The organism is Actinomadura sp. 9N407, from assembly GCF_044326315.1.
In the GTDB taxonomy this organism is placed as follows: Bacteria; Actinomycetota; Actinomycetes; order Streptosporangiales; family Streptosporangiaceae; genus Spirillospora.
Map to the genome: position 1 here is coordinate 135,541 of NZ_JBIRAW010000023.1, position 24,680 is coordinate 160,220.

The 24,680-nt window shown below is 70.9% G+C and carries 22 protein-coding genes; 12 read left to right on the forward strand and 10 right to left on the reverse strand.

Going from position 1 to position 24,680, the window contains the following annotated elements:
- Window positions 1-92 precede the first annotated feature (92 nt).
- The 3 genes from ACH34Q_RS30970 (at window position 93) to ACH34Q_RS30980 (ending at window position 1,451) form a co-directional block, all read left to right on the forward strand.
- Window positions 93-521, forward strand: a complete 429-nt coding sequence (locus tag ACH34Q_RS30970) for a hypothetical protein (protein WP_395986637.1) — start codon at window positions 93-95, stop codon at window positions 519-521.
- Between the two features lie 89 nt (window positions 522-610).
- Window positions 611-1,273, forward strand: coding sequence for a HemK2/MTQ2 family protein methyltransferase (locus ACH34Q_RS30975; protein WP_395986638.1), 663 nt, complete (start codon window positions 611-613; stop codon window positions 1,271-1,273).
- Window positions 1,274-1,283: 10 nt separating this feature from the next.
- Complete coding sequence (locus tag ACH34Q_RS30980) at window positions 1,284-1,451, forward strand: CDGSH iron-sulfur domain-containing protein (protein ID WP_395986639.1); 168 nt, start codon at window positions 1,284-1,286, stop codon at window positions 1,449-1,451.
- Window positions 1,452-1,525: 74 nt separating this feature from the next.
- Here ACH34Q_RS30980 and ACH34Q_RS30985 read toward each other — a convergent pair whose 3' ends face one another.
- Both ACH34Q_RS30985 and ACH34Q_RS30990 read right to left on the reverse strand, forming a co-directional pair.
- The gene (locus ACH34Q_RS30985) at window positions 1,526-2,509 is read right to left on the reverse strand and encodes an iron-containing redox enzyme family protein (protein ID WP_395986640.1); all 984 of its coding nucleotides are present in this window, start codon (window positions 2,507-2,509) and stop codon (window positions 1,526-1,528) included.
- Window positions 2,506-3,675: a glutamate--cysteine ligase gene (locus ACH34Q_RS30990; protein WP_395986641.1), complete on the reverse strand. Its 1,170-nt coding sequence runs from the start codon at window positions 3,673-3,675 to the stop codon at window positions 2,506-2,508. The genes ACH34Q_RS30985 and ACH34Q_RS30990 overlap by 4 nt, the downstream gene beginning before the upstream one ends.
- A 165-nt stretch (window positions 3,676-3,840) precedes the next feature.
- On the opposite strand from ACH34Q_RS30990, the gene ACH34Q_RS30995 reads away from it, so the two are divergent.
- A complete protein-coding gene (locus ACH34Q_RS30995; protein WP_395986642.1) occupies window positions 3,841-5,343 on the forward strand; it encodes an FAD-dependent oxidoreductase in 1,503 nt (500 codons plus the stop codon).
- A gap of 57 nt (window positions 5,344-5,400) precedes the next feature.
- Here ACH34Q_RS30995 and ACH34Q_RS31000 read toward each other — a convergent pair whose 3' ends face one another.
- Both ACH34Q_RS31000 and ACH34Q_RS31005 read right to left on the reverse strand, forming a co-directional pair.
- Entirely contained in the window at window positions 5,401-8,607 is a 3,207-nt protein-coding gene (locus ACH34Q_RS31000; protein WP_395986643.1) for a DUF4132 domain-containing protein, read from the reverse strand.
- A gap of 61 nt (window positions 8,608-8,668) precedes the next feature.
- Window positions 8,669-9,061: a nuclear transport factor 2 family protein gene (locus tag ACH34Q_RS31005; protein WP_395986644.1), complete on the reverse strand. Its 393-nt coding sequence runs from the start codon at window positions 9,059-9,061 to the stop codon at window positions 8,669-8,671.
- A 231-nt stretch (window positions 9,062-9,292) separates the two neighbouring features.
- On the opposite strand from ACH34Q_RS31005, the gene ACH34Q_RS31010 reads away from it, so the two are divergent.
- The gene (locus ACH34Q_RS31010; protein ID WP_395986645.1) at window positions 9,293-10,849 is read left to right on the forward strand and encodes an FAD-binding oxidoreductase; all 1,557 of its coding nucleotides are present in this window, start codon (window positions 9,293-9,295) and stop codon (window positions 10,847-10,849) included.
- A gap of 27 nt (window positions 10,850-10,876) precedes the next feature.
- Here the strand turns inward: ACH34Q_RS31010 and ACH34Q_RS31015 are convergent, their stop codons facing one another.
- Complete coding sequence (locus tag ACH34Q_RS31015) at window positions 10,877-11,446, reverse strand: helix-turn-helix domain-containing protein (RefSeq protein ID WP_395986646.1); 570 nt, start codon at window positions 11,444-11,446, stop codon at window positions 10,877-10,879.
- Window positions 11,447-11,525: 79 nt separating this feature from the next.
- Here ACH34Q_RS31015 and ACH34Q_RS31020 point away from each other — a divergent pair, with 79 nt between their 5' ends.
- The 3 genes from ACH34Q_RS31020 (at window position 11,526) to ACH34Q_RS31030 (ending at window position 14,243) form a co-directional block, all read left to right on the forward strand.
- Window positions 11,526-12,977 carry an alpha/beta hydrolase family protein gene (locus ACH34Q_RS31020; RefSeq protein ID WP_395986647.1) on the forward strand — a complete coding sequence of 484 codons (1,452 nt, stop codon included), beginning with the start codon at window positions 11,526-11,528 and terminating at the stop codon, window positions 12,975-12,977.
- 211 nt (window positions 12,978-13,188) lie between these two features.
- On the forward strand, window positions 13,189-13,422 hold the full coding sequence (locus ACH34Q_RS31025; protein WP_395986648.1) for a hypothetical protein: 234 nt from the start codon (window positions 13,189-13,191) through the stop codon (window positions 13,420-13,422).
- A 254-nt stretch (window positions 13,423-13,676) separates the two neighbouring features.
- Complete coding sequence (locus ACH34Q_RS31030) at window positions 13,677-14,243, forward strand: hemerythrin domain-containing protein (RefSeq protein ID WP_395986649.1); 567 nt, start codon at window positions 13,677-13,679, stop codon at window positions 14,241-14,243.
- Between the two features lie 69 nt (window positions 14,244-14,312).
- On the opposite strand, the gene ACH34Q_RS31035 is transcribed toward ACH34Q_RS31030, so the two are convergent.
- Window positions 14,313-15,143 carry an MBL fold metallo-hydrolase gene (locus ACH34Q_RS31035; protein WP_395986650.1) on the reverse strand — a complete coding sequence of 277 codons (831 nt, stop codon included), beginning with the start codon at window positions 15,141-15,143 and terminating at the stop codon, window positions 14,313-14,315.
- A gap of 212 nt (window positions 15,144-15,355) precedes the next feature.
- Between ACH34Q_RS31035 and ACH34Q_RS31040 the strand changes: the two genes are divergently transcribed.
- Window positions 15,356-16,624, forward strand: coding sequence for an acyl-CoA dehydrogenase family protein (locus ACH34Q_RS31040; RefSeq protein ID WP_395986651.1), 1,269 nt, complete (start codon window positions 15,356-15,358; stop codon window positions 16,622-16,624).
- A gap of 55 nt (window positions 16,625-16,679) precedes the next feature.
- Here the strand turns inward: ACH34Q_RS31040 and ACH34Q_RS31045 are convergent, their stop codons facing one another.
- The 4 genes from ACH34Q_RS31045 to ACH34Q_RS31060 form a co-directional block, all read right to left on the reverse strand.
- Complete coding sequence (locus ACH34Q_RS31045) at window positions 16,680-18,227, reverse strand: AMP-binding protein (protein WP_395986652.1); 1,548 nt, start codon at window positions 18,225-18,227, stop codon at window positions 16,680-16,682.
- 142 nt (window positions 18,228-18,369) lie between these two features.
- Window positions 18,370-19,356, reverse strand: coding sequence for a class I SAM-dependent methyltransferase (locus ACH34Q_RS31050; RefSeq protein WP_395986653.1), 987 nt, complete (start codon window positions 19,354-19,356; stop codon window positions 18,370-18,372).
- A gap of 38 nt (window positions 19,357-19,394) precedes the next feature.
- Complete coding sequence (locus tag ACH34Q_RS31055) at window positions 19,395-20,435, reverse strand: hypothetical protein (protein WP_395986654.1); 1,041 nt, start codon at window positions 20,433-20,435, stop codon at window positions 19,395-19,397.
- Window positions 20,436-20,575: 140 nt separating this feature from the next.
- Window positions 20,576-21,094: an ATP-binding protein gene (locus tag ACH34Q_RS31060; RefSeq protein WP_395986655.1), complete on the reverse strand. Its 519-nt coding sequence runs from the start codon at window positions 21,092-21,094 to the stop codon at window positions 20,576-20,578.
- A 241-nt stretch (window positions 21,095-21,335) separates the two neighbouring features.
- On the opposite strand from ACH34Q_RS31060, the gene ACH34Q_RS31065 reads away from it, so the two are divergent.
- The 3 genes from ACH34Q_RS31065 (at window position 21,336) to ACH34Q_RS31075 (ending at window position 24,658) form a co-directional block, all read left to right on the forward strand.
- Entirely contained in the window at window positions 21,336-22,556 is a 1,221-nt protein-coding gene (locus tag ACH34Q_RS31065) for a CoA transferase (RefSeq protein WP_395986656.1), read from the forward strand.
- A complete protein-coding gene (locus ACH34Q_RS31070) occupies window positions 22,553-23,401 on the forward strand; it encodes a MaoC family dehydratase N-terminal domain-containing protein (RefSeq protein ID WP_395986657.1) in 849 nt (282 codons plus the stop codon). Before ACH34Q_RS31065 ends, ACH34Q_RS31070 begins: the two co-directional genes overlap by 4 nt.
- A gap of 87 nt (window positions 23,402-23,488) precedes the next feature.
- Window positions 23,489-24,658, forward strand: coding sequence for an acyl-CoA dehydrogenase family protein (locus tag ACH34Q_RS31075; protein WP_395986658.1), 1,170 nt, complete (start codon window positions 23,489-23,491; stop codon window positions 24,656-24,658).
- The last annotated feature ends 22 nt before the right edge of the window (window positions 24,659-24,680 follow it).

The following is a 24,680-nucleotide window of genomic DNA, read 5'->3' on the forward strand; positions in this document are numbered from 1 at the left end:
CCGGACCAAAACTAGGCTTTCAATTAGTGCGAAAGAAGGTGAAAATCATGAAAAGAGTGGCGACAAATCTGTTATTGGGATGCGCTGCCGGGGTGGCGATGACAGGCCTGGCGGGCTGCGGGTCCGAGGAGGGGTCGGAGCGGACCAGGGAGGCCGGGCGGGCCGCGGCCACGAAGGTGGTCACCGACACCGTGACGCGCGATCCGTCCCCGAAGACGACCGTGACCAGGACCGAGCGCCGTACCGTGGAGCCGCGCGAGGAGGAACGTCCAGAGCCGGAGCGGAACGCGTACGAACTCCCGCCTGACGCGTCGTTCGTCGACGCGTACGAGGCCGCGGGGATCGAGGCGCCGGCCGGCTGGGCGCACACGACCGCCGATCAGGTCTGCGCGGCGTGGGCCCAGGGGCGCGACACCGGGTACACCGACCGGATTCTCAGCGACGGCGGAATCTACGACAGCCATCTTCGCGATTTCAGCGACATCATCGAGATGTATTTCTGCCCCGGTCTCCAGCCGTGAGGCCGGTGGAGGCGGCGCGGTGGCGGTGCCGGTAGGGCCGCTGGAGGTTTTATCCCTATTTCTGGCGGTAGGGGGTCTTCATGTTGCTGATGAGGCCTCCAGGGGTCTACACGCCTCAGGGTGATACGTCGTTGCTGAACGAGACGGTGGGGCGGGCGGCCGTGGTGAACGGCGCTCGCGTGCTGGACGTGTGCACCGGCACCGGGGCGGTGGCCATGGCGGCCGCGCGGGGCGGGGCCGCCCACGTGACCGCGATCGACATCTCCTCCCGGGCGGTGCTGGCGGCGCGGGTGAACGCCCGGGTGAGAGGGGTACGGATGCGCGTGCTCCAGGGGGATCTGTTCATGCCCGTCGCGAACGAGGTCTTCGATGTGATCGTCGCCAATCCGCCGTACGTCATCGGGGGTACGGACCCTCGGGGCCGGGCGCGGGCCTGGGACGCGGGGCCTCAGGGACGCATGATCCTGGATCGGATCTGCGCGGAGGCGCCGCGGTACCTGGCGCCGGGCGGGACGCTCCTGATCGTGCATTCGGCGTTCAGCGGGGCGGGGGCCAGCCTGAAGGCGCTGCGGCGGGCCGGGCTGCGGGCCGTCGTGGCGGCGCGCAGGGCCGAGCCGTTCGGGCCCGTGATGCGGTCCAGGGCCGCGCTGCTGGAGCAACGCAAGATCATCCGACCGGGCCAACGCTTCGAGGAACTGGTGGTCATCCGTGCCGACCGAATCGCAACGCGGGACGGCGCCCTCGCCGGATGAGGCGCGGCGCGTGAGAGTGGTCTCCGGCGGGCCCATCCTGGTGGAGGGTCCCGTGGAGGTCACGCTGGAGGACGGGACGGTCGTACGTTCCGATCGGTTCATGGTGGCTCTGTGCGCTTGCCGGCGCAGTGGGCGGTATCCGTTCTGCGACACCAGCCACCGGCGGCGCGTCCGCTAGTGCGCGCCGCCACCTACGTTGACTCGTGGCGTGTTCGCCGTTGGCCATGTCGTTCCAGGCGAACACGCCACGAGTCAACACCCCAGGGGGCGGCGGAGGCTGGTCTCGGAGTGCCGCCAGGAGGCCAGGAGATGGTCTTCCAGGTGCTGTTCGAGCAGGCCGGTGGCCTGGACGCCCAGGACGACGTCGGGGGCCAGGGCCGGCTCGTCGTCCAGGAGGCCGCCGATCACGTCGCGGCGCAGGACCTGCTCGTGTACGGCGTCGGCCTCGACATGCTCGGTGAAGAAGCGGACGCCCCGTTCACCGATGCCGAGGCGGCGGAGGGCGCGGCTGAAGCGTTCGGCACTGGGGGCGGTGGTGATCTCGGCGGCGGCGAAGTGGCCGACCATCGCGCCGCGCAGCGCCCGGTGCAGGCCGAACAGCGACATCATGTTGGTGATGGCCAGCATCTGGGCCGGGACGTGGTCGACGTAGCCGCCGTAGGACGGGTCGAGGTCCAGTTCTTCCATCAGATCGGCGAAGAGCCGTGAATGCATGCGCTCGGGCCGACCGCCGCCGAACTCGTCGAACTCCACCGCCACCAGGGCCGCCTTCGCGCGGCCGCGAAGGCGGGGGATGAGGAGGGCATGCGGGTCGGCCTCCTTCAGGTGGTACATCGAACGGTGCGCCACGTACTCGCGCAGCTGCCAGAGCTCGCCCTCCTTGCGCAGAAAGTGCGAGACGCCGTCGCCGTTGATGGGTTCGACCAGGAGCTCTTCGAGGACGTCCGGTACGTCGCCGCCTGCCGTCTTGTCACGCAGGGCGGAGAGGAAGGTACGTTCCAGCCCTGCCCTGAGCCGGAGGAGATCAGGGTCCCATTCCCAGGCGGGGTCGACGTTCTCGAAGCCCTGGTAGTGCAGCTCGTAGCAGGTGTGGAGGGCGAGGTGGAGATCCTCGCCGAACGGGTCCGTGGTGAACGTGTCGGGGGACGAGCCGGTCGCAGGCGGAGCGCCTCCCTCCAGCATGGTCACGACGGACTCCGACACGGGTCCGCGCGGCTCCGGTAGGAACGCGGTCATCGACCTCCCCTTTCCGGCGTTGCCGCCGTCTGTCGGGCGAGCATCCGGACGAGGGCCCGGAGGCCGCCGTCCGAAGCCGCCTGCCGCTGCCGGCTCGCCCCTGATCCCGTACGCATGACCCAGGTCAGCAGCGCCCGGACTTCGGCCAGGTCCCCGGTTTCCTCCAGGGCCGGTGTGATGTGGAACATGAGGTCGCCCAGCAGCCGCCGTACGGGCACCTGGCGTTCCTCGAACGGGTGGATCGCGGGGCCTTCCAGCCCGTACCGGGCGGCGGTCCAGACGGCGGCGGCGCACACGTCGGGGCCGCTGTCCGGAGCCTCGCGGCCTGCCGAGAGATCGTCGAGCGCGGTACGGACGAGGGCCCGGGTGATCGCGGCCTGGAGTACGGCGTCATCGGCGGTCGCGGCGGCGTCGGCCGCCCGTACCTCGACGGTGGGCAGGTGCGGCGAGGGCCTGGCCAGCCAGAACGACATCGCGGGATCGGCCACCACGCCGCAGTCGACCAGGAGGTCCACGGCCCGGTCGTGGTCGGCGGCGGAGGCGAAGGCGGGCGGGACGCCCGAGCCCGGGAACCGGGACTGCTCGATCATGCGCCAGCTGGCATGGCCCGAGTCCCGTCCATGATCGAACGGGGAGTTGGCCGACAGGGCCAGCAGTGCGGGCAGCCAGGGGCGCAGGTGGTTGCAGACGGCCACCGCCGTCTCGCGCCCGCCCACCCCGACGTGTACGTGGCAGCCGCATGCCTGGTAGTCGGCCACGATGCCCGCGTACATGCGGGAGATGGCCGCGTACCGCTCTTCATGATCGGACACGGGCACCGGTCCCGGTAGGACGGGTGTGCCCGTGGACAGGAGCAGGAAGCCCTCGCGGGCGGTCGCGGCGGCGAGGCGGGCGCGGGCGTCCCGGATCTGGCCGCGCGCGCCGTCCAGGCTGTCGCACACCCCGGTGGCCGCCTCGACCTGGCTCTTGAGGAGTTCGCGGTGGTACCGGCCGCCGTCGAAAGGATGCTCACCGGCCGCTGCGAGCACCCGTCCGGCGTACGGGACGGGCGTCCCGGAAACGGGGTCGACCAGCAGGAACTCCTCCTCCACGCCCAGCGTGAGGCCCGCCCCCGCGCGGGCGGGGGAGATGCCCGTGCCCGCCCGCGGCACTCTCGCCTTCAACACAGCGCAGCCTTCGACACAGCAGCCTCCAACACAGTGGAGCCCTACCCGCCTCCCGTGGCTCATGCGTCAAGCGAGCGTCAAAGCGCTGTAATCGGGGACAAGTGCCCCGTAACCGATCAAGCTGGGAGGGAATGCGTGCACGAGGGAACCGCGGGAGGGAGAGCAGTGCTCGAAGGGACGGCGCAGTCGTACTGGATGGCCTCGTCGGAAGCCACGTCCTACCAGGCCATAGAGGGTGACATCGAGGTGGACGTCGCCGTCGTCGGCGGCGGCATCGCGGGGCTCGCGACCGCCTGGGAGGCGACCCGGGCGGGCCGTACGGCGGTGGTGATCGAGGCCGACCGGATCGCGGCGGGTGTGACCGGCTACACGACCGGACGGCTGTCGTCCGCCCACCCGTGGATCTACAAGCCGCTGCGCGACTCGCTCGGCCTGGACGCGGCCCGCCTGTACGCGCGGTCGCAGCAGGAGGCGGTCGAGCATGTCGAACGGATCGCCGCCGAACTGGGCATCGACTGCGACCTCGAGCGGCGCCCGTCCCACGTCTACGTCGAGTCGCGCGACCGGGTGGAAGCGCTCAAGGCCGAGACCGACGCCGTACGGGAGGTGGGCCTGCCCGCGTCGTTCGTCACCGAGACCGACCTCCCCTACGACGTGGCCGGGGCACTGCGGGTCGAGGACCAGGTCCAGTTCCACCCGCGCCGTTACCTGACGGCCCTGGCGGAGGACCTTGTACGGCGCGGCGGCCAGGTCTACGAGCGGACCCGCGTCGTCGATGTGGCCGAGGGGTCACCGCACCGGCTCACCACGCGGAACGGCGCGACGATCACCGCCCGCGACGTGGTGATCGCCACCCTCTTCCCGATCGTCGAGCACGCGCTGCTGTCGTTCCGGCTGACCCCGCTGCGCGAGCTGGTGATCGCCGCGCCCATCGCCGAAGAGGACGATCCGGGCGCCATGTACATCACCCGGCAGGAGAACACCCGTTCGGTGCGCACGGCCCCGTACCGGGACGGGCAGCGCCTGCTCCTCATCACCGGCGAGTCGTTCTCGCCCGGGAACCACGACGTGGCCGAGCACCACAGGCTGCTCGTCGAGTGGACCCGCGAGCACTTCAAGGTGGACGCCATCGACTACTGGTGGTCCGCCCAGGACCTCGACACCGCCGACAAGGTGCCCTACGTCGGCCGGGTCGCCGACCACCTGTACGTGGCCACCGGCTATGCCCGTTCCGGGATGAGCCACGGGATCATGTCGGGACGGCTGCTGGCCGGCCTCCTCACCGGGGACGAGCCCGAGTGGACCCACCTGTACGACCCGCGCCGCGCGCATCTCGAGCGGGAGGCCCGCCCCGTCATCAGCGCCGGCATGTCCACCATGCGGCACTTCATCGAGGACCGCCTCCGCACGCCCGCCGGGACCCTGGACGACGTGCGGCCCGGAACGGGCGCCGTCATCCGCCACGACGGCCACCACTGCGCCGCGTACCGCGAGGACGACGGCACACCGCACCTGCTGTCGGCCCGGTGTACCCATCTCGGCTGCCTGGTGTCGTTCAACGGCATGGAGAAGGTGTGGGAATGCCCCTGCCACGGCTCCCGCTTCGCCCCGGACGGGGCCGTCCTGCAAGGCCCCGCCACCACCGGCCTCCGCTCCCTGAAAGACTGAGCCCGCTCACCGGCCGAGCTTCCTCACCGGCTGAGCTTCCTCACCCACTGAGCCCCCTCACCGGCGGCCGGCGGTCAGCAGGGTCAGGTCGGCGATGATCTCGGAGACGACGGCCGGGTCGAGGTCGCCCCACCGCCCGGCGGTGAGGTGGACCCGCAGGATCTCCTGCTCGTCACCGGACTGCACGCCGCCGTAGACCGGATTGAAGCCGGGGAAGACCCGGATGACGGCGTGGACGCCCTCGGCCACCTCGCGGCTGAGCTCGTTGTGGTCGTCGCCGTCGTGCCAGGCCCGCTGCCGCAGCCCCAGAACGGGACCCGCAGGGCACGTGACGCCCTCGAAGCGCTCCAGGCGATCGCTCGCCCGCTCCTTCTCGTCCGGCTCGTACACGGTACGGCCGAGCTGCGTGAACGGCTGCAGGATCTCGTAGTCGGCGAAGAGTTCCGACCAGGCCGCCAGCTCCTTGCCGTCGATCGAGGCCGGATGCGCGACGCCCACTAGGGCCGTCCCGGGAAGGGTGAACGGGTCGTCCCCGGAGTCGGCGAACGTGCGGTCCTCGGCGATCCGGAACGTCGCCCCGGAGTCGTCGGTCCACACCAGGCGGCGCGCGATGTGCCACAGCAGCGGATGCTCGACGATGAAGCGGCGGAACTCGTCCTCGGGCCAGCGCTGCCGGGTGGCCATCGCCCGCTCGAACCTGCGGACCTGGTCGTCCGCCACCTTCGCCACGTCCTTGCGCAGCTCGGCGAACCGCTTGTGCGCGGCGGGCGCGAGCTCGGCGTCGTCGTCGGCGCCCGGCCTGGGCAGCGCGCCGCGCGGCAGCCCGGCCTCGTCCCGGACGAACGGCTTGAGCCGCTCGTCGAACCCGACGACGAAGCGGCGCGGGCCGTAGTCGAGCGTCATGCTCCCGTCGGGTTCGAGGCCGAGGCCGGGGACGAGCCGGTCGGCGAGCTGCTCGCGGGTCAGCCCGAGCCCCTCGGCGACCTCCTCGACCATCGCGAGGGCGCGCTTCTTGAGCCCCGTCGACCTGGCCTTCTGTGAGATGCCGTACAGGTGCGCCAGCGCCGTGTCCGTGCCGATGGCCGCCAGCACGTCGAGCCCGGCGGTGGCGCGCTTCAGCCGCCCCTCGCCGGGCCAGGACCGGATCATCGGGGTGAGCCGCCGGACGGTGCCGTCGTCACCGAGCAGACCCAGCTGGGCCAGGGCCCAGTCGCCGGAGGAGTGCGAGCCGTGGGTGTCCCAGCTCCGGAACAGCTCCCAGCCGAACGCGGCCAGCGACTCCCGGTCGCACCGCTCCCGGACGATCTCCACGCCCGGATACACCTGGTCCGGCTTGCTGATCGCCAGCATGGTCAGCAGATGCGCGGTGGACTCGGCCGGGAGCGCCCCGCCGCCGCGCAGCAGGACCTGCGGCAGCATGCCGGGGTCCGCCCACGCGGGGAGCTTCGGGATCGTGGCGGGCAGGACCTCCAGCGGGTCGGTGGCCAGCATCCCGGCGATCGCGTCCGCGGCCTCCTGCCCGTACGGCCGGACCGCCTCCACGACCTGCTCGGCACCGTGCTCGGACGCCAGCGTCCGCAGCGCGTACTCGGCGTTGGCGCGCACCGCGCCCGGCGCTCCGAGGGCGGCGGGCAGCAGGTACGGGGCGGTGGCCGTGCCGTGCCGCTGGAACCAGGCGAGCGCGGTCCTGCGCATCCGCTTCACCCGCACCAGCCAGCGTGCCTGCAGCGACGCGATCTCGGCGTTGACGAAGGGCGCCACGAAACCGGCGGTGATCTCCGCGTCCCATTTGGCGATCAGCAGCGGGAGATGGAGCACGTCGAGCTCGAACCGGGCCAGCAGGCGCCGCCCGCAGCTGTACACCGGATAGAGCTCCTCGAGCTTCCACGTGCTCAGCAGCGACCGGGCGAGCTCCTCGGAGACCGAGCAGATCACCTCGCCCTGCCGGCCAGGGTTGAGCTCGTCGAAGCGGCGGGCGAGGTCCTCCGGCTTCTCGACCGGGTGGCGCGGCCGGTACCTGTGGTCCTCCGCGAAGCGCTCGCGCTCGCCCGGCTCCCAGGACACCATGGCCGGAGGCGGGGTGAGGCCGGTGATGCGGACGGGCTTGGACCTCTTGCGCCTGACGGTCCACGGCGGCGCGGTGAGCAGCGCCGGGATGTCCTCAGGGGGTGCTTCCGGAACGCGGGTGTCGATCTCCGCCAGCATCGGCTCGATGAGCTTGCGGGCGTCCGCAGGAAGGCCGGCCAGCACGGAGCCGGCCAGCTCGCGATGGGACCGCAGGTGACCGCGCAGGAGATCGGTGGCGATCCCGGCCGCCCGCGAGCCGCCCGCCGCGGCCGGGGGCAGCAGCCGCATCGCCCGCCGGGGGAAGGCGTTCATCGCCTTGCCCAGCGCGGCAGGGACGTCCTTGTCGTTGATCCGCTCCAGCAGGCTCCCGAACGCCTCGTCCGACGGCAGCAGCACCAGCGCCTGGAGCAGCAGCCGGCGCGTCTCGGGATAGCAGTTCTCCAGGGCGGTCAGGATCAGGGGGACGGCGGCGGTACCGAGGCCCTCGACCATCGGGCCGACGACGTCCTCCTTGAGGAGGTAATAGCGGCGGAGCCGCATCCCCTTGATCAGCTCGGCCTGGTGGGGCGTGCTCAGCGAGCACAGCAGCAGCGTCTGCTGGTGGGTCAGCCAGCCGTCGTCCCATGGCAAGCCGGTGCAGCAATCGTCCACCCAGTCCGTCCGCGTCGGCGCGAGGTACGCCGCCGCGAGGCGCTGCGCGAGCGTGCGGCGGTGGCCGGCAAGGCGCTCCACCGCCGCCGCGTACGTGCCGTCGTCCGCTGCGGCCAGCAGCTCGCGCATCCGGTGCACGCAGTCGATGCCGCGGACATGGAAGTCGTCGGCGGGCTTCGGCTGGACCGCCGCCTCCCAGGCTCGGGCCCCATCGGGCCCGGCCGGGCCGGTCCGCGCCCACTCGACGTCGCGGCCGCTCAGCTCCACGACCGCGCACGCCGCGAACGCGAGCCCGTGCTCGGCCGCCCACGCGTCCGCGAACCAGGCGGGCAGCGGCTCCCGCGACGACCGCGAGCCCCGCGAGCCGTAGTAGGCGAACGTCGCGGCCTCGGCCGCCTGTGCCGGGTCGGTCGCGGCCAGCGCGGGCTCGGGCATGCGCTCGGCCGCCGAGCGGTCGATCGCGGTCTCGCGGACGTATCGGCCGCCGTGCCGCGGGTGCGCCAGGGGCAGCCAGGAATCGGGGAGCTCGGGGAGGAGGTCTTCCATGGGACCTCACGGTAGAGGTCTCCTGTGACAGAGGCCCCCGTGACAGGGGCTTCCGCGACGGCTAGACCCGGCCCATTTCGCGCTGGATGCTCTCGAACTGGATCGCCATCGCCTCGGACAGCGCCTTGGCGGCGGACAGCGGGCGGACCATGACGCAGAACTCGTCGATCAGGCCCTCCTCGTTGCGGTGGATGAAGTCGCAGCCGTGGATCTGGCGGTCGCCGACCCGGGCGGTGAACACCAGGGCGTGGTCGCTGTCGTCGTCCCCGCCGATCTCCTTGACGTACCGGAGGTCCTCGAAGACGGCGAACGCGCCGCGCAGGATGGCGGTGACCAGTTCCCGTCCGCTGTACGGGGTGAACGCGACGGGGCTGATGAACGTGACGTCATCGGCCAGCATCGCCGGAACGATGTCCAGCGCCTCGTTCTCGACGGCGTGGCGGAACGGGTGCATCTGGATCTCCTATTCAAATCGTTGATTAGTATAAGTTCAACATAGCGGGCCCGCGGGATGTTCACCATTGACCGGGACCGGCCGTGTGCCCCCGGATACATCCCGCTCACCCGACGGATGTGCTTCCAGGTGACCTTCCCTGGAAGCCAACCCTTCGCGTCTGATCGCTTACGGTCCGTGGCGGACGGGCAGGACCTCCGCGACATCCCCTCCGGAGCGAAGGCGGTCCGCATGACCGAGGTCCCGAACGAACCGACGACGATCATCCGGCCCGACGACAAGCGCTATCCCGCCCTCAGCCGCGGCTTCAACCAGCGCTGGATCGCCGAACCCGACTACGTCCGGCTCGTACGGAACAGCGAAGAGGTCCGCGAAGCGCTCGCCGACGCTGTGGGTGAGGGCCTGGACGACGGTGTGCTGCAGGACCAGGGGCGCATCACCGTGCGTTCCGGCGGGCACTGCTACGAGAACTTCGTGTGCGGCCACGACGTGCGCGTGATCCTGGACATCAGCCCGATGTGCGGCGTCTCGTACGACGAGGCCATGGACGCGTACTGCGTGGAGGCAGGGGCCACCAACTGGCACGCCTACAGCCATCTCTATCCGCTCAGCGGCAGGGCCCTGCCGGGCGGCTCGTGCTACTCGGTGGGGCTGGGCGGCCACATCACCGGCGGGGGCTTCGGGCTGCTGTCGCGGCAGCACGGCCTCACCGTCGACTACCTCTACGCGGTGGAGGTCGCGGTCGTACGGGAGGACCGCACGGTCGAGCTGGTCATCGCCAAGCGCGACGACCTCGACCCCGATCGCGCCGAGTTGCTGTGGGCCCACACCGGCGGCGGCGGGGGCAACTTCGGTGTCGTCACCCGGTTCTGGTTCCGCGATCTGCCCGAGCCGCCCCGGCAGGTGCTGCTCACCGGGCTGGCATGGGACTGGCCCGACTTCACCAAGGAGGACTTCGCCGCCCTGGTGACCGGCTTCGGCGAGTACTTCCGCGACCACCAGGACCCCGGCACGGCGGCCGGGAAGCTGTTCGCGATGCTCAAGCTCAACCACGTCAGCAACGGGCAGATCGGCCTGCTGGCGCAGGTGGACGCCGACGACGAGGACGGGCCCGAGGCGATGCGGGACTTCCTGGTCGCCGTCGACGACCGGATCGGCCCGCGGTCCCGTGCCATGACCACTGCCATGGGCGAGCATCCGACCGTGGTGCACATGGACATCCCGCGCGTGATGCCCTGGCTGACCGCGACCCAGGCGTTGAACGGCAGCGGCGAGAACCGCTGCGGCAAGTACAAGTCCGCCTACCTCCGCAAGCCGTTCACGAGCGAGCAGATCGACGCGATGTGGGCGTGCCTGGGCAAGGAGCGGTTCACCGACTACAAGAACAAGCAGGCCCTCATCCAGATCGACTCCTACGGCGCCGCCATCAACCGGCCGCCCCGCGACACCGCCGTACGGCAGCGCGACTCCATCCTCAAGATGCAGTACCAGGTCTACTGGACGCGGAACGACTCCTACGAGCCCGACCATCTGGAGTGGATCCGCGAGACCTACCGCGCGACGTTCGATCAGACCCACGGCGTCCCGGTCATCGGCGACGGTACGGACGGCTGCTACATCAGCTACCCCGACGTGGACCTGAACGACCCCAGGTGGAACGAGTCCGACCAGGCCTGGTCCACCCTCTACTACAAGGACGCCTATCCCCGGCTGCGCCGGATCAAGCGGCGCTGGGACCCGCTCGACGTCTTCCGGCACCGCCAGTCCATCAGGCTCCCCGAATCCTGATCGCGGGTCCCTGCGGCGGTCGCGTCATCAGTCGTCGTGGTCGGCGGGCAGGGTGAACAGCCGGATGTAGACGGGCCGGGCGTCGGCCGGAGCCTCCTCGGCGTCCAGCCCGTGCTCCTGCAGGAGGCGGATGTAGGCCTCGAAGAACTCGGCCAGGCCCTGCTCGGTCATCCGGGTGAAGCCGCGGGAGAGCAGCGCCCACGCGCGGTCCCGCTCGTACGCCTCGGGAAGCCGGCCGAGCAGGGCCATGTCCTCGGCGTGGCCGAGCCGCAGCACCTCGTTCAGGACGGGGCGGACGTCGTCGGCCAGGGTCTCCGGCGCGGGCATCCGGGTGTCGCGCGGGCCCTGGACGGTGCGCCACCAGCGCTCGCGCCCGCGGGACCGCTCGGGGATCTCCTCGATGAACCCGTACTTCTCCAGCTGCCGCAGGTGGTAGCTGGTCGTTCCGGTGCTCTCGCCGAGGAACTCGCCGATGGTGGTGGACGTCGCGGGCCCGTCGACCCGCAGCCGGCGCAGGATCCGGCGCCGCAGCGGATGGCTCAGCGCCTTCAGGCGGTCCGGGTCGTCCAGGACGGTGAACTCGGCGTCGTTCTCCATGAGGAGCACTCTAGTACTCCAGAGGCATCTTTGCAGAGATAACTTTGCAGAGCTTTCTCTGTAGACTACGGTGACGGCCATGAGAACCGTCCTGAGCGCCCTGCTGGCGTCCTTCCTGGCCCTGCTCGTGCCGGCGCTGCTCGTGCCGGCGCCGGCCGCGGCGGCGCGGCCCGCCGCCGCTGCTCCGGCGCCCTCCGTTCCGGCGCCGGCCGGCCTGACCTCCACCGATGTGAGCTTCAAGGGCCATGGCGGGGTGACGCTGCACGGCACCGTCCTGGCCAAGCCCAAGGAAGCCGTGGCCCGCCCAGGGGTGGTCCTGGTCACCGGGTCGGGATCCGGAGTACCCCGGGAGCATCTGCTGACCGAGGCCGTGGCGTTCGCGCGGCAGGGTCTCGCGGTGCTGATCTATGACAAGAGGACCGAGGGCTACAGCGGCTTCCGGCGCTCGTACGACGAGCTGGCCGTGGACGCGGCCGCCGCCGTCGAGGCCCTGCGCGCCCGGCCGGGCGTCGACCGGTCCAAGGTCGGGATCTGGGGGCTCAGCGAGGGCGGCTGGGTCGCGCCGCTGGCCGCGTCCCGCTCGGACGCCACGGCGTTCGTGATCGTCGTGGGCGGGAACGCGATGAGCCCGCTCCGGCAGCAGACCTGGAACGAGATGTCAGGGCTGCGCAGGGCGGGTGCGTCGGGCTCTCTGGTGGACCGCGGCAAGCGCAACTTCAACCGGTTCGGCGCGGACACGGGGCTGTTCGCCGAGGCGTACTTCGACGCCCAGGGCGTGCTGGAACGGGTCGACCAGCCGCTGCTGGGCATCTGGGGTGTCCACGACCTCCAGACACCGCCAGGGGACAACCCGCCGCTGTTCGCCGAGGCGCTCCGGCGCGGCGGCAACACCCACTACACGTTCCGCTACTTCGCCGATGCCAACCACGGCGCGCACCAGACGCCCGACAAGGGCATCACGCACGGGGAAGCGCTGGCGCCCGGCTATGCCGAACTGGTGGGTTCGTGGGTACGGGACGTGACGGGCGGCCGCCTGCCGAACGCCGACGCCCCGGCGCCGCCGAAGCAGGACCACCCGAGCCCGGACGTGCCGCGCTCGGCGTGGTGGGAGTCGGCCTGGACGCAGACCGTGGTGTTCGCGTTCTTCCTGCTGGCGTTCGCCACGTACCCCGTGTGGGCCCTGGTACGGCGCGTGCGCGGGCGCAGGGCACCGCCGGTGAGCCGCTGGGCCCGCCTGGTCGCCGGGGCGGGGGCCGGTGCGGTCCTCGGGGTCTTCGTCTACCTCTTCTACCTGATGTCCGCCGGCCGGTGGCCGGACCCCGGGCCGCTGCTGGGCGGCGAGCCGCTGGTGTGGCTGGCGCTGCGGGTGCTGGCCGTGGCCGCCATCGCCGCCACCGTCGCGACCGCGCTGGCATGGCGGCGGGCGGGAAGGTCCGTGCCGCGCGGTGAACGGGTCCGCGTGGGCCTGCTCCTCACCGCCGGAACCGTGTTCCTGCCGTGGGCCCTCTACTGGGGACTGCTCGTTCCCTGAGTCCGGCACCTGCTCGCGTCCGGTTCCCGCTCGCGTCCGGTTCCGCCGAGTTCGGCTCCCGTTTATGCAGTGCGGCGCCAACCTTGGCGTTCCCGTTGCCATAGGACGCAAAGAGCGGGGGATTGTGATCAATGCCAACGACTTAGGGATATGTCCGACGGCGTGCAATGAGGCGGGCCGATCGGCATATGTGGCAGAAAGGTTAGTGATCATGGCGAAGCCGAAGAACGGCAAGAAGGCGCCGCGCAACGACGCTCCCCGCACGGCGGACAAGCTCCGCTGGCAGGGCCACGGCAACGACGCCGCGGCCGGTGCGGAGCGAGCCGACGCCGAGCGGGTCGAGGCCGGGGCCGCCGCGGCCCGGGACCCGCAGTTCCCGCTGAACAACGAGAAGGCCGCCAAGAAGGCCGCCCAGAAGGCGCCCGCCGCGAAGAAGAGGGTGTGAGGGCGGAACTGAAGACCCGGCTCCTGTAGCGGGCTGACGATCGCACGAACCCGGGCCCCGTCCGCGCACCGCGGCCGGGGCCCGGGCACGTCCATAGGCTCCATATAAAGCAGACATTTCCCCCGAAAAAGGCAACGCCCCTCCGGAGAAGGGGAGTCGGCTTATCCGTGAAATGTGCGGGTAGAGCAAGCCCTGTTCAGTAGGGGAGCCGTGCTCGGCACGGATTCGGAGAGCATGGATTCAAAGGGGGACCCATGAGCGCCGTGACCACCAACGCGCCCGTCCAGGACGTGATCGAGCTGCTGCGTTTCCAGCACGAGCAGATCCGGGACCTGTTCGACCTTGTCGGGAAGTCGTCCGGCCGGGCCCGCGAGGAGGCGTTCCACCGCCTCGTGAGGCTGCTGGCCGTCCACGAGACCGCCGAGGAGGAGATCGTCCACCCGGTGGCGCGGCGCGCGCTGCCCGGCGGTGAGGAGATCGTGGCCGACCGGCTCGCCGAGGAGCGCGCGGCCAAGGAGGCGCTGACCGAGCTCTACGGGATGGACACCGGCGAGCCCGAGTTCCTGGCCCGGCTCGACCGGCTGCGCGACGACGTCCTCGCCCACGCCCGCGCCGAGGAACGGGAGGAGTTCTCCCGGCTGCGCGACGCGTTCAGCGACGCCCAGCGCCGGGCCCTGGCCGGTGCCGTCAAGGCGGCCGAGGCGAGCGCGCCCACCCGCCCGCACCCGGGAGCGCAGGGCGCCGGCGCGAACCTGCTGGCGGGCCCGCCCCTGGCCGTGATGGACAGGGCCCGCGACCTCATCCGCGACGCCTTGAAGTGACCACGCCATGCTGAAGTGAGCGCTGAAGCGAGTCTCAGCCCGCTGCGTGGGGCCATTTTGAAACGAGCCTCAGCCCGCCGCGTGGGCCAGCGGGAGGCTCTCGCCGCGGGCGATGTGGCGGAGGTGGCGTCCCAGGCCCCGCTTCTCGATCTCGGACTCGAAGTCCGACAGCGGGGACTTCATGACGGTGTAGTCGTCGTAGTGCACGGGCAGGGCGGTGGCGCATCGCGTCGCCTCCACCCATTCGGCGCCCTGCGCGCCGTCCATGGTGACGACCACCATGCCGAGCAGGGTGGTCCCGCCCAGATGGACGATCCCGGCGTCGATGTCCGGGTGGCGGCGGCCGATCTCGGCGATCTCGTCGTACATCACCGTGTCACCGCTGATGCACAGGCGCAGCTCCGGTTCGCCGCCGGTGGGGCCGAACTCCAGCAGCGAGCCCATGACCGGTGGCAGTAGCCGGTGGAACGGAACGGGCCCGTGCCGGCCGGGCATCGCGGTGATGCGGACCATGCGGTCGCCCTTGGTCAGGATCCGGTGGGACCAGGTGTCGATCCCGTGGGCGTGCCCGAAGCCGCGCTTGCGCAGCGTGCGCGCGGCGGCCTTGGTGGTGACGATCGGCAGCTCCCGGTCGAGGCCGCGCTCGGCCACCCGGTCCCAGTGGTCGCCGTGCAGGTGCGAGAGCACGATGCCGTCGAGATCGGGCAGCTCGTCGATCGTCAGGGCCGGGTCCTTCAGCCGCTTGCTGACGAGCCCGTACCCGAGGTACGCGCGCTGGCCGCGGCGCAGGAAGTTGGGATCGGTCAGCAGCGTGAAGCCGCCGAACCGGATGATCGTGGTGGCGTTCCCGACGAACGTCACGGTGTCGTCCTGCGGGTGCATGCCGTCGTACAGAGTCATAGCGTCCCCCTCGCCTCCATGCCTCGCCGCATACCCGGAGCGGACCGGAGCATGCGATGCCCGCACCGTGATCGATCCCAGGGATTGAACGAGCGTTAAATCCGAACCGAGTGAGGCATGAGCAGGGGAGCCATGGCCTACCCCGCCTCGTCAAACGTACGTTCAAAGCCCTAGGCTGGCCTGGCCAGAGCGACGCCGGCGGAGGGCAGGGCATGGATTTCACGCTTCCCGAGGAGCTCGTCGAACTCCTCGCCAGGATCGACGCGTTCATCGAACGCGAGATCAAGCCGCTGGAGCAGCGGGACGACAACATCCGGTTCTTCGACCACCGGCGCGAGGACGCCCGTACCGACTGGGAGCGCGGCGGGCTGCCGACCCGGGAGTGGGAGGCGCTGCTGGGGGAGGCGCGCCGGCTGGCGGACGCGGCGGGGTTCTACCGCTACCCGTTCCCCAAGGAGTACGGGGGGATGGAGGGCACCAACCTCGGCATGGCGGTGATCCGCGAGCATCTGGCCGCCAAGGGGCTCGGGCTGCACAACGACCTGCAGAACGAGCACTCGATCGTGGGCAACAACGTCGGCCTGATGCTGATGCTCGCGTACGGCAGCGAGGCGCAGAAGGCCGAGTGGGTGAACGATCTGGCCGAGGGGCGGCGGGGCTTCGCGTTCGGCATCACCGAGCCCGAGCACGGCTCGGACGCCACGTACATGGAGACCGCGGCCGTCCGGGACGGCGACGGCTGGGTGATCAACGGCGAGAAGACCTGGAACACCGGGGTCCATGTCGCCGACCATGACCTGATCTTCGCCCGCACGTCCGGCGAGCCCGGGGACGGCGTGGGGATCACCGCGTTCCTGGTGCCGACCGACGCCCCCGGCTTCAAGGTCGAGGAGTACCTGTGGACGTTCAACATGCCCACCGACCACGCGCACATCTCGCTCACCGAGGTGCGGGTACCGGATGAGGCGATCTTCGGTGCGGAGGGCCGCGGGCTCCAGGTCGTCCAGCACTTCTTCAACGAGAACCGGATCCGGCAGGCCGCCTCCAGCCTGGGCGCCGCGCAGTTCTGCGTGAACGAGGCCGTCGCGTACGCGGGCGAGCGCAAGCCGTTCGGCAAGCCGCTGTCGGCCAACCAGGCGATCCAGTTCCCGCTGGTCGAGCTGCAGACGCAGTGCGAGATGCTGCGCGCGCTGATCCACAAGACCGCCTGGCAGATGGACGCCGGAGGCCCGTTCTCGGTGTCCAAGGAGGTCTCGATGTGCAACTACTGGGCCAACCGGCTGTGCTGCGAGGCCGCCGACCGGGCCATGCAGGTGCACGGCGGGCTGGGCTACTCGCGGCACAAGCCGTTCGAGCACATCTACCGGCACCACCGGCGCTACCGGATCACCGAGGGGGCCGAGGAGATCCAGATGCGCCGGGTGGCCGGGTACATGTTCGGCTTCATGAAGCAGCGCGCGCCCAAGGGCGTCGCCGAGTAGCCGCGCGCAGGCCCCTCAGCCGACCTGTTGCTTCTGGGGGGCGACCCCCAGACCATCAGCCGACCTTGGAGTCGCGTCCCTCCCAGTACGGGTCGCGCAGCCGGCGCTTGAGCATCTTGCCGGACGGGTTGCGCGGGATCTCCTCGATGCGGTCGAAGCCGCGCGGCACCTTGTACGAGGCGAGGTGCTCGCGGCAGTGTTCCTGGAGCCCGGCGTCGGCGGGATCGGTGCCGGGCCGGACGACGATCGCGGCGTGCACGGACTCGCCCCACTCCTCGGACGGGATGCCGAACACGGCCGCGTCGGCGATGTCGGGATGGGCGGCCAGCACCGCCTCGATCTCGGCCGGGTAGATGTTCATCCCACCCGAGATGATCATGTCGGAGCGGCGGTCGCAGATGTAGAGGAAGCCCTCCTCGTCGCGGTAGGCGATGTCGCCCACGGTGAGCCAGTCGCCGAGCTTGGAATCCGCGTACTTCTGGTCGGCCTTGTAGTAGGCGTCGAACGTGACGCCGCTGCGCACGTACAGGTCGCCCGGTACGTGCGGCTCCTCGATCTGCTTGCCGGCCTCGTCGAACAGCCCGATCTCGATGCCCGGCGCGGGCCGCCCGCAGCTGCCCGGTTTCCGCATCTGGTCGGCGGGCAGCAGGATCGTGTCGACGCCCAGCTCGGTGGAGCCGTACACCTCGAACAGCGAGCCGTCACCGATCCGCTCGACGTAGCGGCGCTTGAGGTCGAACGGCCAGGGCGCCGCGTTGGCGATCATGCGTTGCAGCGAGGACACGTCGTACCTGGCCCGGACCTCCGCCGGCAGGTCCACGACCCGGCGGATCGGGGTCGGGGCGGAGAACGTCGTGGTGACCTTGTGCCGGTCGACCAGCTCGAGCCAGCGCTCCGGGGAGAACTCGCGCATCACGACGACGCGGCCGCCGAACTGCTGCACGATCTGCATGAAGCTCATCGGGCCGGAGTGGTAGAGCGGCCCGGTGGTGAGGTAGACGTCGTCCGGCTGGAAGCCGATCGTCGTCACCAGCCCGAGGATGATCTCCATGTCGACCGCGCCGCGGACCACGCCCTTCGGCTTGCCGGTGGTCCCGGAGGTATAGAACATCGAGGTCCCGGCCGAGAAGTCCTCGCCGCGCGCGGCCGGTTCGCCGTCCGGGCTCCCCGCGGCCTCGGTGTCCAGATGCGCGGCCCAGCCGGGGACCTCGCCCGGTTCGCAGCGGAACGCCAGCCAGGACGTGACGGCCTCGACCTGCCCGGCGGCGGCCTCCAGTTGCGGGGCCTGCTCGACGTCGAACAGCGCGACGGTCGCGTCGGCGTTCTCGACGACGTAGGCCGCCTCCTCGGGGCTGAGCCGGTAGTTGAGCGGGACCGCGACCGCGCCGGTCTTGGCGATGGCGGCGATCACCGTCAGCACCTCGACGCTGTTGCGCCCGCACCAGACGACCTTGGTGCCGGCCGTGACGCCGAGCCCGATCAGCAGGTGGGCGTACCGGTTGGCCATCGCGTTGAAGGTGGCGAAGTCCAGCCGCCGCTCTCCCTCGATGATGGCGATCTTGTTGGGGGTGGCGGCGGCATGAGCCGCGAGAACGTCCTCCACGACAACTCCTCGTGACCGGGTCCACTCAACGTACGGTCGTTCAACCTCCGGGATCAAGAGCCTGGCCGCCGGGATGGAGTTCTCGTCCACGCTCCTGAACGATCGCTCAATCCCGGGCGGCCGGGCCGGGTCACGGGCCGGGTCAGCGGCGCTCGGCGATCAGCAGCATGAACAGGGCGATCGGGAAGCCCTCGCGCCACCAGGGATCGTCGCGGAGCTGCTCGGCGGACGGATGCGGCTCGCGCAGATCGGCGATCACGAACCCGGCGTCTCGGAGCGTTCCAGAGTAGAACTCCAGCGGCCGCAGCCAGGAGGTGATCTCCGCCGGCGACTCCAGCCCGTCCACCATGAAGCGCTGGTCGATGCCGCGCGGGGCGAAGTAGCGCGCCGCCGGTACGGCGTCGGTCGCGCCGCGCTCGGCGTCGAAGGTGTAGAAGCACGGGTGCAGGGTGAGGATGACCAGCCGCCCGCCGCTCTTGAGCACCCGGCCGAACTCGCGGATCGCGTCCGACGGGTCCCGGAGGTGGCTGAAGAGGTGGTTGCAGACGACCAGGTCGAAGCCGTCGTCCTCGACGGGCATCGCGTCCACGCTCGCGCGGGCGAACGAGACCGTTCCACCAGAGACCGGGTCGCCGGCGGCCGGGTCACCAGAGCCGGCGGCGCCCCCCGCGCCGTCCGGGGTGGCGGGCGCGCTCCGGGCCGCGTCGATCAGGCCCTGGGCCGCGTCGATCCCGACGACGTCGGCGCCCATCGCGGCCAGCCGGCGGGCGAGATAGCCCTCGCCGCATCCCGCGTCCAGGATCCGCAGCCCTTCGCAGGGGCCGATCGCGTCCAGGACGGCCTTGTCGGTCAGTTCGGTGCGGTACCGGTCGCGGCGCTCGCGGATGATCTTCACCCAGTAATCCGCGTTCGCCTCCCACCGCTCCCTGGTGAGCTTCGCGGCCGTGACATTCGCCGCGCCGGCCTTATCTGCGCCGGTGCTGTCCGCACTGGCGTTCTCCGGGCCGACCTTCCCCGTGCCGGCATTGTCTGTGGTGACGCTGTCTGCGCTGGCGTCGTCCGCGCCGGCATTCTCCGCGGTGACCTTCTCCGTGGTGAGATTCCCGACCGCGCGTGTGGCCTCGTCCACCGGCCCCCCTCTTCTTCTGTCGTGACAGGCCCGTCGTGTCAGGGCATGCCCTTGAGCTTCTTCACCAGCTGGTCGCAGGTGTCGCGGATCTTGGCGTCCGTGCAGAGGGTGCCGCGCCGTTCCAGCGCCGCGACCAGATCGCCGCGCCGATGCCCGAACGTGGGGTCGCGGCGCAGCGCCAGCGGGATGTAGGTCGACACCAGGTAGTAGAAATAGGCGTCGTTGTAGCTGGCGATCTCCCGCAGCACCTCGCGCGCGGTGTTCCGCAGCAGCAGCGAGCTGGGCAGCGTGAAGTCGGAGCTGATCCGGCCGTCCCGGGTGTAGGTGGGGAACGACCATTCCTCCAGCGCCGCGTACACCGGCGTCCGGTCGAGCTCCCGCCGGTACTTCTCGGCGAGGTCGAGGTCGCCGGAGCTGATCAGCGCGCCCATCACCACGCCGCGCATCATGAACGCGGTCTGCCGGCCGGGGGACTGCGGCTCCAGATCGGCGCTCAGCGTCCCGGTCACCTTGCTGACCTGGTGGGTGAGGATGTTGAGGGCCAGGATCGAGTGGAACGAGTACGTCTTGCGGTTGAGCCGGGGAGCGAGATCGATCGAGGAGTCCAGCAGCTTGCGCGGGTCCTTGAGGATGCCGTTCTCCCTGGCATAGAGGACCTCGAGGGCGCGGTCGGGCTCCCGGCCCCAGAAGCGGGCGAGATAGGACGAGACCCGCTGGCTGGCGTTGCCGCGCACGATGTGCAGCGCGGCCTCAAGGGCGTTGAGCAGATGCTGCTGGGTGACGGTGGAATTCTGCAGCGCGCGCAGATCGACGGCCAGCCCTTCGCGGTCCAGATCGGCCACGAGCGCGTCGCGGCGCTTCTGCAGGGAATGCGCCATGAAGTATTCGGCGATTCCCGGGACCGACGACATCAGGCTCTGCAGCGACCGGCCGCTGATGCGGTCGAGCCATGCGGTGTTGTCCCAGAGGCGGGACACCGTGCTCTCGTCCAGGCCGGAGAACATCGCGACATCGGACATGTTCAGCCCGAGGTCCTTGGTGATCTCCGCGAGGGACTTCGGCTCGCTCTCCGCTGTCATGAGTCGCCCTAGGGATGGCCCGTGCCGGAGCCCCGATCGTATCCGGGTGATCGGGGCATGCAGGGCGCAACGGTGCAATCGCCCGTTCCGATGCCCGCGGCGATGGGGCGACCGCACGTCGCACCCCACGGCGGCGGTTCCTACCAGCCCTGGTCGACGGTCACCCTGAACCAGAACGTGGTGGTCCCGTCGGTGTGCTGATGGGTCCCGTAGTCGCGGGCGAGCGCCTGGATCAGGTACAGGCCGCGGCCGTTGTCCGCGAGCGGATCGTCCGGGACCGTCCGCCCACCGGGCAGCGATCCGCCGTCGGTGACCTCGACGCGGATGAACGGGCCGACCTGGAGCGCCCGCAACCGGACGGTGCCGTCGGGGCGCGGCAGGGCGTGCACCACGCAGTTGGTCACGGCCTCGCTGGTGAGCAGCTCCAGATCGTCCAGTACGGTCGCGCCGGCATCGCAGCACTCGCCGACCAGCGCCCGGATGTACGAGCGGGCCGGCCGTACGGCCGCGGGCGTGGACGCGAGATCGATCTCGCCCAGCACACCTCCGTGCGCCCCGCCCCCGCGGCGGGCGCCTGCCGTGCCGAGCTCCAGTGGCGGCTCCGCCGGCCGCCGCGAGCGCGGGCCGGGCGATCCCGGCCAGGCGTCGAGCGTGTCCATCGCAACGGCCGTGTCACGTATCCGAGTGGGGCTGTATCCGAACATTCGCCTCGCGCCCTGGTGGGAGTCGGACAGATGGCGGGCCTCGTGCGAGCGCACCGAGGCTTCGCCCGCACGACAGCCACTCTGACGCAGGGGCGAAGGAGGAGTCACCGTCCCTTGCACGCACGCAAACCCCCTACGGCACGCTGCGGAAAGGCGTGCCGGGGACGCGAAACCCCAGATCATATAAAATGTAGCCATGACTGACTTGCCGCTGGCCGGGATGCGCGTGGTCGAGCTGTCCAGCTTCGTCGCCTCGCCGCTGGGCGGGATGACGCTGGCCCAGCTCGGCGCGGACGTGATCCGGGTCGATCCGATCGGCGGTGGCCCCGACATCGACCGCTGGCCGCTCGCCCCGTCCGGTACGAGCCTGTACTGGGCGGGACTGAACAAGGGCAAGCGTTCGGTGACCGCCGACCTCCGTTCGCCGGAGGGCCGAGCGATCGTCGCCGACCTCATCACCAAGAGCGGTGAGCAGGGCGGGATCGTGCTCACCAACGCCCACCCGCGCGCCGGTCTCTCGTACGACGACTTGCGCGCCGCCCGCCCCGACCTGATCCACATGCGGCTGCTCGGGCACCGGGACGGGCGCAACGCCGTCGACTACACGGTGAACGCGGAGCTGGGCTTCCCCTACCTGACCGGGCCTGAGGACCACGCCGGCCCGGTCAACCACGTCGTGCCCATTTGGGACGTCGCGTGCGGGCTGTACCTGGCGGTCGGGCTGCTGGCCGCCGAACGGCACCGTTCCCGTACCGGAGAAGGGCGCCGGATCGAGGTGGCCCTGCACGACGTCGCCCTCGCCACCGCCGGCAACCTCGGGCTCCTGGCCGAAGCGCAGCTGCGCGAGACCCCGCGCCCGCGGCTCGGCAACAACCTCTTCGGCGACTTCGGCCGCGACTTCGGCACCGCCGACGGGGAGCGCGTCATGGTGGTCGTGCTGTCCGCGCGGCACTGGCGCGACCTGATGGCGGCGACCGGGCTGGGGGAGGTCACCGCCGCGATGGAGGCGGCCTACGGGGCCGACTTCCGGCGCGCCGGCGACCGGTACGAGCATCGCGAGGCGCTCGCCGGAATCCTGACCCCGTGGTTCGGGAGCCGTACGTACGCGGAGATCGAGCGCGACCTCAAGGAGACCTCCGTCCTGCGGAGCCGCTACGCCGACATCGGCGAGCTGGCGCGGGACGACGCGGCGGCGCTGCGCTCCAACCCGCTGATGAGCGTCCTCGACCAGCCGGGCGCGGGCCCGCATCTCGCGCCCGGCCTGCCGCTGGTCCTCGACGAGCGGCAGATCCCGCCCGGCCTCGCTCCCGTACTGGGGGAGCACACGGATGAGGTGCTGGGCGAGCTGCTGTCGCTCTCCGCCTCGGAAGTGGACGATCTCCGTTCGCGCCGCGTGGTCGGGGAGGGCGAAGCGTGAACCTCTCCGAATGCGTGCGCGACTGGCGGCCGGGCGAGCTGACCGCGTCCGAGGTCATCGCGGAGGCTCCGGCGGCCAGGCTGGCCGGGGTCCTCGGCCGGGCCGGGGACGCGCCGGCGGCCGGCGAGCCGCTGCCGCCGCTGTGGCACTGGCTGTACTTCCTCGACTGGCCCGCCCAGCCCGAGCTGGGCGCCGACGGCCATCCCGCCGATGGCCACTTCCTGCCGCCCATCCCGTCCCGTACGCGGATGTTCGCCGGGGGACGGCTACGGGTGGACGCGCCGCTCGACGTCGGCGCGAGCGCGGTGCGTACCTCCGGGCTCGCCGACGTCAAGGTGAAGCAGGGCCGTTCCGGCGAGCTGCTGTTCGTGACCGTACGGAACGAGTACCGGCAGCACGGCGAGCTACGCGTGACCGAGGAACAGGACCTCGTCTACCGCTCAGGCGGAGGCGGACCCGCCCGCCACGAGCTCGTGTCGGACGCGGCGACGTCCGATGCGCCCTGGCAGTCGCCGCTGCGAGCTGATCCGGTGCTGCTGTTCCGATTCAGTGCGCTCACCGCCAACGCACATCGCATTCACTACGACCGGCCGTACGCGACGGAAGTGGAGCACTACCCGGAGCTGGTGGTGCACGGGCCGCTGCTGGCGGTCCTGATGGCCGAGCTGCCCCGCACGCACGCCCCCGAACGGCGCCTGACCTCGCTCACGTACCGGTTCCGCCGTCCCGTCTTCGCGGGCGAGCCGGTGCTCGTGACGGGCGAGCCCGAGGCCGGAACCGCCCGCTTGGCCGTCGCCGACGCCGCCGGGACGGTACGGGCCGAGGCCCAGGCCGAATTCGCCTGATGCGGAATGACGCGCGTGACCCCGTGACCGTGACCGCGCGTGACCCCGTGACCGTGACCCCGTGATGGTGACTTGGACGGAGACGACATGGACGAGCTGAGCGCCGAAGAGAACGCGATCGTCGAGACGGTGCGGGAGTTCGTCGACCGGGAGGTACGGCCGGTCGTCCGGGAGTTGGAGCACGCCAACGCCTATCCCGAGCAGCTCATCGAGCAGATGAAGCGGATGGGCGTCTTCGGGCTGACCATTCCGGAGCCGTACGGGGAGGCGTCGGTCTCGACGCCCTGCTACGCCCTGGTCGCGGAGGAGCTGTCGCGTGGCTGGATGAGCCTGGCCGGGGCGATGGGCGGCCATTCGGTGGTGGCGAAGCTGATCCTGGCGTTCGGGACCGAGGAGCAGAAGGCGCACTACCTGCCGAGGATGGCGACCGGCGAGGTCCGGGCCACGATGGCGCTGACCGAGCCCGGTGGTGGCTCGGACCTGCAGGCGCTCCGTACCGTGGCCCGCCGGGACGGCGACGAGTACGTCATCGACGGCGCCAAGACCTGGATCAGCAACGCCCGCCGTTCCGGCCTCGTCGCGCTGCTGTGCAAGACCGATCTGGACGCGACGCCCGCGCACGCCGGGATCAGCGTCCTGCTGGTGGACAAGACCTCCGGCCACACCGTCCCGGGCTTCACGGTCTCCCGGGACCTGCCCAAGCTCGGCTACAAGGGCGTGGAGAGCTGCGAGCTGTCCTTCGAGAACTGCCGGGTGCCCCGTACGGCGCTGCTCGGCGAGGTCGAGGGCCAGGGCTGGCGGCAGATGATGAAGGGCCTGGAGATCGGCCGCATCCAGGTCGCCGCGCGCGCCACCGGCGTCGGGCGCGCCGCGTTCGACGACGCGTTCCGGTACGCGCAGCAGCGCGAGAGCTTCGGCAAGCCGATCTGGAAGCACCAGAGCATCGGCCACTACCTCGCCGACATGGCCACCAAGCTCACCGCCGCGCGCCGGCTGCTGCTGCACGCGGCGGAACGCTACGACAGCGGCGAGCGGTGCGACATGGAGGCCGGGATGGCCAAGCTGTTCGCCTCCGAGACGGCGATGGAGATCGCGCTGGACGCCGTCCGGATCCACGGCGGCTACGGCTACTCGACCGAGTTCGACGTGGAGCGCTACTTCCGGGACGCCCCGCTGATGATCGTCGGCGAGGGCACCAACGAGATCCAGCGCAACGTGATCGTCAACCAGCTGATCTCCCGAGGCGGCCTCCCCTAACCCCGCCCACCCACCCCCTTGA